The 6,291-nt window shown below is 64.5% G+C and carries 9 protein-coding genes; 5 read left to right on the top strand and 4 right to left on the bottom strand.

From position 1 onward, the window contains the following. Positions 1-266 (top strand): DUF2332 family protein (locus WB785_RS23255; protein ID WP_424082222.1); only part of this gene is annotated, 266 nt, incomplete at its 5' end. A 5-nt stretch (positions 267-271) separates the two neighbouring features. Here WB785_RS23255 and WB785_RS23250 read toward each other — a convergent pair. Then, positions 272-1,078 carry an alpha/beta fold hydrolase gene (locus WB785_RS23250; protein WP_424082220.1) on the bottom strand — a complete coding sequence of 269 codons (807 nt, stop codon included), beginning with the start codon at positions 1,076-1,078 and terminating at the stop codon, positions 272-274. A 73-nt stretch (positions 1,079-1,151) separates the two neighbouring features. Here WB785_RS23250 and WB785_RS23245 point away from each other — a divergent pair, with 73 nt between their 5' ends. Further along, complete coding sequence (locus tag WB785_RS23245; protein WP_424082218.1) at positions 1,152-1,493, top strand: DUF962 domain-containing protein; 342 nt, start codon at positions 1,152-1,154, stop codon at positions 1,491-1,493. Positions 1,494-1,502: 9 nt separating this feature from the next. Further along, a complete protein-coding gene (locus tag WB785_RS23240; RefSeq protein WP_424082216.1) occupies positions 1,503-2,051 on the top strand; it encodes a TetR/AcrR family transcriptional regulator in 549 nt (182 codons plus the stop codon). Between the two features lie 9 nt (positions 2,052-2,060). Here WB785_RS23240 and WB785_RS23235 read toward each other — a convergent pair whose 3' ends face one another. Together WB785_RS23235 and WB785_RS23230 are read right to left on the bottom strand one after the other, a co-directional pair. Beyond that, entirely contained in the window at positions 2,061-3,242 is a 1,182-nt protein-coding gene (locus WB785_RS23235) for an NAD(P)/FAD-dependent oxidoreductase (protein WP_424082215.1), read from the bottom strand. Positions 3,243-3,282: 40 nt separating this feature from the next. Continuing rightward, positions 3,283-3,735, bottom strand: coding sequence for an Lrp/AsnC family transcriptional regulator (locus WB785_RS23230; RefSeq protein ID WP_424082224.1), 453 nt, complete (start codon positions 3,733-3,735; stop codon positions 3,283-3,285). 114 nt (positions 3,736-3,849) lie between these two features. On the opposite strand from WB785_RS23230, the gene ddaH reads away from it, so the two are divergent. Together ddaH and rocD are read left to right on the top strand one after the other, a co-directional pair. After that, positions 3,850-4,713, top strand: a complete 864-nt coding sequence (gene ddaH, locus WB785_RS23225) for a dimethylargininase (RefSeq protein WP_424082213.1) — start codon at positions 3,850-3,852, stop codon at positions 4,711-4,713. Further along, positions 4,710-6,005: an ornithine--oxo-acid transaminase gene (rocD, locus tag WB785_RS23220; RefSeq protein WP_424082211.1), complete on the top strand. Its 1,296-nt coding sequence runs from the start codon at positions 4,710-4,712 to the stop codon at positions 6,003-6,005. Before ddaH ends, rocD begins: the two co-directional genes overlap by 4 nt. Here the strand turns inward: rocD and WB785_RS23215 are convergent. Further along, the coding region (locus WB785_RS23215) for a phosphate signaling complex PhoU family protein (RefSeq protein WP_424082209.1) at positions 5,953-6,291 on the bottom strand (339 nt) is incomplete at its 5' end. The two genes, rocD and WB785_RS23215, sit on opposite strands and share 53 nt — an antisense overlap.

Below are 6,291 nucleotides of genomic sequence, written 5' to 3'. Positions count from 1 at the left end.
CCCCAGGCGCGCTGACCGTGTTGTGGCATTCCATTATGTGGCAGTACCTTTCGGCCGACGACCAGGCCGCTGTTTTGGCCGGAATCGACGTGCTTGGAGCCCGAGCCAGAGCCGACTCACCGTTCGTGCACCTGATGCTGGAGCCACACCGGCGAACGCCCGACTCTCCGGTTGAATTCGCGGTTCGCGCCCGATGCTGGCCGGGTGGCGACGACACGCTACTGGGCACGTGTTCGCCGCACGGACCGCCGGTGAATTGGGACTAGCGCGATCATGGCACGTGCCCGTGTGCGCCGGCCAAGAACGGCGCGGCGATCGCGAGGAAGCCGTCAGGGTCTGAGGAAAACACCACGTGGCCGGTCGGCAGCACCTCCAGCCGCGATCCCGGGACTGCCGCGGCGGTGGCACGGCCGACAAGCATTGGGGCGGCGGTGTCTTTTGATCCCCAGACAACCAGGCACGGCGCGGTGATGCGATCAGCGTGCGGACTCAGGTCATAGTCGGACGAAGCGAAACTGCGCCACAGCGCCGCGGCGAGCACGACACCTTCACGGGTTTTCGCACGGGCCAGCGCGCGCTGCTGGATCCCGTGGTCGCTGTTGCTGGTCGCCTTCATGTAGCTGGGGATGAACCGCGGCAGGACTCGTTTCATCACCGCCTGCGTCCCCATTACTCGGCAGTAGAGCTTGGTGGCCAGGTTCGCGACGAAACCGCCCGTGTTGACCAATACCAGCCGCGAAACCCGTTGGGGTTCAGTGATCGCCAATCGTCCCGCTGCAAAGCCACCGACCGAGTTGCCGATGAATGCGGCGGGTGGCAGGTCGAGAGCGGCGACCAGGTCGGCAAGGACGTCGGCGAAGGAAGCCGCGGTCGGCTGATAGTTCGGCACCGGGGCCGGCGAGTCACCGTGGCCCGGCCAGTCCACTGCGATCACCCGGTGGTCGCGACGAAGGCTCGGCGTGATCGCGTCGAAGTCGTGGCGGTCATGCAGCGTCGCATGGAGTAACACCACCACCGGCCCTTCCCCGGTATCGCTGTAGGCAACCTCTCCCACCCGCGTTTGCACCACGTTCACCATTGCCGCTCCTTTCATTGACCGACTGGTCGGTCAACGGTATCATTGCCAGCGCCGCGACTTCAAGGAGTGACCGATGACTGTTCCTGCGCCTGACGCCCCGTTCTCCGACAAGATGGCGTACTACAAAACCCAACACACCAGTCGCGGAACGCGATTCACGCATATGGTCGGCACGCCCGTGATCGCTGCCGCGACTCCGCTGCTGGTGGCCAAACCCCGAGTGGGACTGCCGATGTTCGTCGGCGGCTGGCTCTTGCAAATCGCCGGGCACCGCTTTTTCGAGCACAACCTGCCCTCGACACACCGGGGCTGGATCACCTATCAGCTCACCGGGGTGATCCACGTGTGCGAGCAGTACGGCGAGCTGCTCGCGCGACGCAGCCAGCGTAAAGCCGCACGCAAGTACGGCGGTTAGAGTGCTGGCATGACGGGTGTGCGCCAGGAGGGAATGGCCAAAACTCGCGAATCGCTGATCGATGCGGGCCTGCGTCTGGCCGAACGAATCGGGCTGGCCGGTTTGAGCGTCAATCTCATCGTCGGTGAAGCCGGGGTGGCCAAGGGCACGTTTTTTCACCACTTCGGCGACAGAGCCTCGTATCTGGTTGCGCTGCATCGTGAATTCCATGAACGGCTGGCCGCCCAGCTGCAACCCGCGATCGCCGGAATGCCGGCCGGGCGCCGTCGGCTGATGGTCGGTGCAAACACCTACCTTGACGGTTGTTTACGCGACCGCGGCGTGCGCGCCCTGCTGCTGGAAGCGCGCGCCGAACCGGCGGTTACCGACGAAATCAAACACCGCAACAAGATCGGCGCCCAGCTGTTCCAACCCGACTTCGCCGCACTGAAACGCCCGCACCCGTACGAAAGCGCGCAGTTGTGGGTCGGCATGCTCGCCGAAGCCGCGCTGATCGAACACCAAGCCGCCAAAGCGCTCACCGGCATCCGTGAAGCCCTCGAGCGGTTCTTGAATTGACGTGGTCGGCTAGCCCAGCACTTCGGAAATCGGTGCGGCAGCGGCGATCTTGGCTCGTGTTTTCATGACCTTGCCGGGCATACCGCCGCCGACAACGCCAGCCACCACGCCGTCACGTTCGTAGTACGCGAGGAATTTGCGGCCGTCGTCCTCAACGACATGCACGATGTCGGTGGCGATTGGCTCGCCCAAACATTGGATCTTGACGTCGTACTGATCGCTCCAGAAGTACGGGACGACGACGCCTGCTGGCGGGTCCTGCCCGAGCATCGCAGGCACCACGACCCTTGCCTGCTCGGCGACATTGCTCCAATGCTCCACTCGCACTTGATGTCCCGCCTGGTCGCGCCAGGACGCTACGTCACCGAGCGCCCACACGTTCGGCGCGCTGGTTCGTCCGGCCGCGTCACAGATCACGCCGTTGTCGACGTCGATACCACTGCCGTCGAGCCAGTCGGTCGCCGGCCGCGAGCCGATGCCAACCACCACCAAGTCGGCTGTCAGCTCGGCGCCGTCGGTCAGCCGCACGCTCTCGACATGCTGGTGTCCGCGGACCTCGGCCACCCCGACATCGGTACGCACATCGACACCTTCTGCGCGGTGCAGCCGCGCCACCAGCTGGCCGATCTGGCCGCCAAGCACCGCAGCCAGCGGCGCGGGCTGCGGCTCCACCAGCACCACATCGACTCCCAAGCCGCGCAGGCTTGCCGCCACCTCACAGCCGATGAAACCCGCGCCGACCACAACCGCGTGCTGTGCGGACGACGCGTGCTTGCGCAATGCCAGACTTTCGTCGAACGAACGCAACACTCGGATGCCGTCCAGGTCGGGGAACGCCGGAATGCGCCGCGGTACCAAGCCGGTCGCAATCACGAGTTCGTCGTAGCGAAGCGTCGTTCCGTCGTCGAGTGTCACCGTCTGCGCAGCGGTGTCCAGGCTGGTGGCTGCCGATCCAAGCCGCAAGGTGATGTTGTGCTCGTCGTAGAACTCACGCGGTTTGAGCGTCACGTCGTCGACTTCGCTGCGCAGCACCTCCTTCGACAGCGGAGGGCGGTCGTAGGGCAAATGGGCTTCGTCGCTGACGATGGACAGCGCGCCGGTGTAACCCGCCCGGCGCAGTTGCTCAGCAGTCCGGGTCGCGGCGAGCCCTCCGCCGACGATCAGTATTCCGTTGCCCGGGCTAGTGCTCATATTCTCCAGTTCTTACACGATTGCGACGACCGGGGGCTGATCACCCCTCGGCCCGGGATCGGTCAATGAGGTTGGACAGCACGACGATGCTTTCGGTGCGCTCGATATCGGCGCTCGTGCGGATGCGCTCCAAAGCGTCTTCCAGGTGGCGCATGTCGCGCGCCAGCACACGCAGCATGGCGTCGGCGGTGCCGGTCGCCGTCGCGGCGCTGACCACCTCGGGAATGTCCATCCAAGCCCGGCGCAGCTCGTCGGGCGAAATCCTGCCGTGGCAGTAAACCTGAACGTACGCTTCGGTGTTCCAACCGACGGCGCTGCGATCGATGACCGTGGTGAACCCCCGGATCACACCGCTGTCAAGCATCCGGTCGACGCGGCGTTTGACCGCCGAGGCCGACAGGTTCACGCGCTCGCCGATCTCGGCGAACGTTGCCCGGGCGTGTTCGGCGAGCTCCGCGAGAATCTGCTCGTCAATGCCATCCAACCGGTCCATCGAGGCCTCCTGCACAACAGACTGCCGCAATATGCGATTTCGCGCAACGAAACACGCCTATACAAGCAACAGCCGGTGTTTGATTGCGCGCAGGGCGTCCCATACCGTCGATTTATGACGATCTTCGCCGACGCTGTGGCGCCCGCCTCGGCGCATGTGACCGCCAAAGCGACCGAACGCACGGCGCGCGTTCGGCATTACGTCATGACGCCTCCGCAGTTTTTCGCCGTCGACTATGCGATCAACCCGTGGATGGACGTCGACACTCCTGTCGACGTCAGTGTGGCGCTCGGGCAGTGGAAGCACCTTCGCGACACGTACCTGCGGCTGGGACACAAAGTCGACCTCGTCGCACCCGTTACCGGTTTGCCCGACATGGTCTATGCCGCCAACGGCGGGCTGATACTGGGCGGCACGGCGGCGGTGGCCCGGTTCAAATACCCACAGCGCCAACACGAGTCCACCGCTTACGCGGACTGGATGCGGTCACATGGGTACACGCCAGTGCAGACTCAGCACGTCAACGAGGGCCAGGGCGACCTGCTGCCGGTAGGCGCAATGATCTTGGCGGGAGCCGGTTTTCGTACCGACCCCCGGGCACACACCGAGATCGCCGCGATCTTTGACCGGCCGGTCGTCACCTTGGAGCTGGTCGATCCGCGCTTCTACCACCTCGACACCGCGTTGGCCGTGCTCGATGAAGCGGCGATCGCTTACTATCCGTCAGCCTTTACCGAAAGTTCACGCGCACAGTTGGAAACGCTGTTTCCCGACGCTCTGGTGGTGGACAGTGCCGACGCCTACGTGTTCGGCCTAAACGCGGTATCGGATGGCCGGCATGTGGTGCACCCGGCGGCCGCCGTCGGATTCGCCGAACAACTCCGGCAAGCCGGTTTCGAGCCGATCGGTGTCGAGATGTCCGAGCTGCTCAAGGGCGGCGGATCGGTCAAATGCTGCACACTGGAGGTGTATTCGTGACTCTGCTGGACACCGTGACCACCAGCCCCGGCGTACTGACCGCGTCGGCGATCGCCCTCGACGAGCGCCACGCGGCGCACAACTACTCCCCGCTTCCGGTGGTGGCCGCCAGCGCTGAGGGAGCATGGATCACCGATGTCGAGGGGCGGCGCTACCTGGATTGCCTAGCTGCATATTCCGCAGTGAACTTCGGGCACCGCAACCCCGAAATCACCGCGACCGCGCACGCGCAACTCGACCGCGTCACGCTGGTCAGCCGGGCATTTCACGCCGAGACGCTCGGCCAGTTTTGTGCCGCCTTGGCGGCCCTGTGCGGCAAAGACATGGTGTTGCCGATGAACAGCGGGGCTGAGGCGGTCGAAAGCGCTCTGAAGGTGGCACGCAAGTGGGGCACCGACGTCAAGGGTGTTCCGGCCGGACACGCGAACATCATTGTGGCCGACAACAACTTTCATGGCCGGACCATCAGCATAGTCAGCTTCTCATCCGACCAGACCGCGCGCAGCGGCTTCGGACCGTTCACACCCGGCTTCCGCTCGGTGACATTCGGTGATGCCGACGCGCTGGCCGCTGCCATCGATGAGAACACCGTTGCGGTGCTGCTGGAACCGATTCAAGGTGAAGCCGGCGTCATCGTACCGCCGGATGACTATCTTCCTGCGGTGCGCGAACTGTGTTGTGCGCGCGGTGTTTTGATGATCGTCGATGAGATCCAATCCGGCCTGGCCCGCACCGGCCGCACCTTCGCCTGCGACCACTGGGGCGTGGTGTCTGACATCTACCTGCTCGGCAAAGCGTTGGGCGGCGGGGTGGTGCCATTGTCCGCAGTGGTGGCAGATCACGATGTGCTGGGCGTGCTGCATCCCGGTGAACACGGCTCGACGTTCGGCGGCAACCCATTCGCAGCGGCGATCGGCAGCACCGTGGTGTCGATGCTGGCTCGCGGTGAATTCCAGGACCGCGCCGCACACCTGGGTGCGCATCTGCACCGGCGACTACGAACACTAATCGGTGATGGCGTACTTGCGGTTCGCGGCCGAGGATTGTGGGCCGGCGTCGACATCGATCCGGCACTCGGCACCGCCAAGCAGCTCAGCCTGCGCCTGGCCCAGCGCGGTGTCCTGGTCAAAGACACACACGGCTCAACGTTGCGCTTCGCTCCCCCGCTGGTGATAACCGATGCAGAAATCGACTGGGCTGTCGACCGATTCGCCGACACGCTAGCCGAAATGGCCAGTGTTACTTCGGTTTCGAATCGCCGCCGGCAAACCGTCCGGTCATCTGGAAGATAACCCGATGCGCCAATAGGACGGCGTGGTCGGCGAAACGCTCATAGTAGCGACCCAGCAGCGTCACGTCGACGGCGGCGGCTACGCCGTGCTTCCATTCGCGATCCATCAGCACATTGAACAGGTGGCGGTGCAGGTCATCCATCGCGTCGTCTTCTCTGCGGATGCGCGCGGCCTTCCTGGGATCGCGTGTCAACAGCACCTCTTGTGAGCCGTTACCCAATTTTATTGCGATCCGGCCCATTTCAGCGAAATAGCCCTTGACCTCTTCCGGTAGTGCGTGCTGGGG

Origin of the sequence: Mycobacterium sp. (genome assembly GCF_049585075.1) — a bacterium.
Taxonomy (GTDB): Bacteria; Actinomycetota; Actinomycetes; order Mycobacteriales; family Mycobacteriaceae; genus Mycobacterium.
This window is presented reverse-complemented; position numbering and strand designations above follow the sequence as displayed.

What these genes read in the sequence shown, in the direction of transcription:
- WB785_RS23250 (WP_424082220.1), bottom strand. Translation starts at nt 1,078, where the DNA reads ATGGTGAACGTGGTGCAAACGCGGGTGGGAGAGGTTGCCTACAGCGAT.
- WB785_RS23245 (WP_424082218.1), top strand. Translation starts at nt 1,152, where the DNA reads ATGACTGTTCCTGCGCCTGACGCCCCGTTCTCCGACAAGATGGCGTAC.
- WB785_RS23240 (WP_424082216.1), top strand. Translation starts at nt 1,503, where the DNA reads ATGACGGGTGTGCGCCAGGAGGGAATGGCCAAAACTCGCGAATCGCTG.
- WB785_RS23235 (WP_424082215.1), bottom strand. Translation starts at nt 3,242, where the DNA reads ATGAGCACTAGCCCGGGCAACGGAATACTGATCGTCGGCGGAGGGCTC.
- WB785_RS23230 (WP_424082224.1), bottom strand. Translation starts at nt 3,735, where the DNA reads ATGGACCGGTTGGATGGCATTGACGAGCAGATTCTCGCGGAGCTCGCC.
- ddaH (WP_424082213.1), top strand. Translation starts at nt 3,850, where the DNA reads ATGACGATCTTCGCCGACGCTGTGGCGCCCGCCTCGGCGCATGTGACC.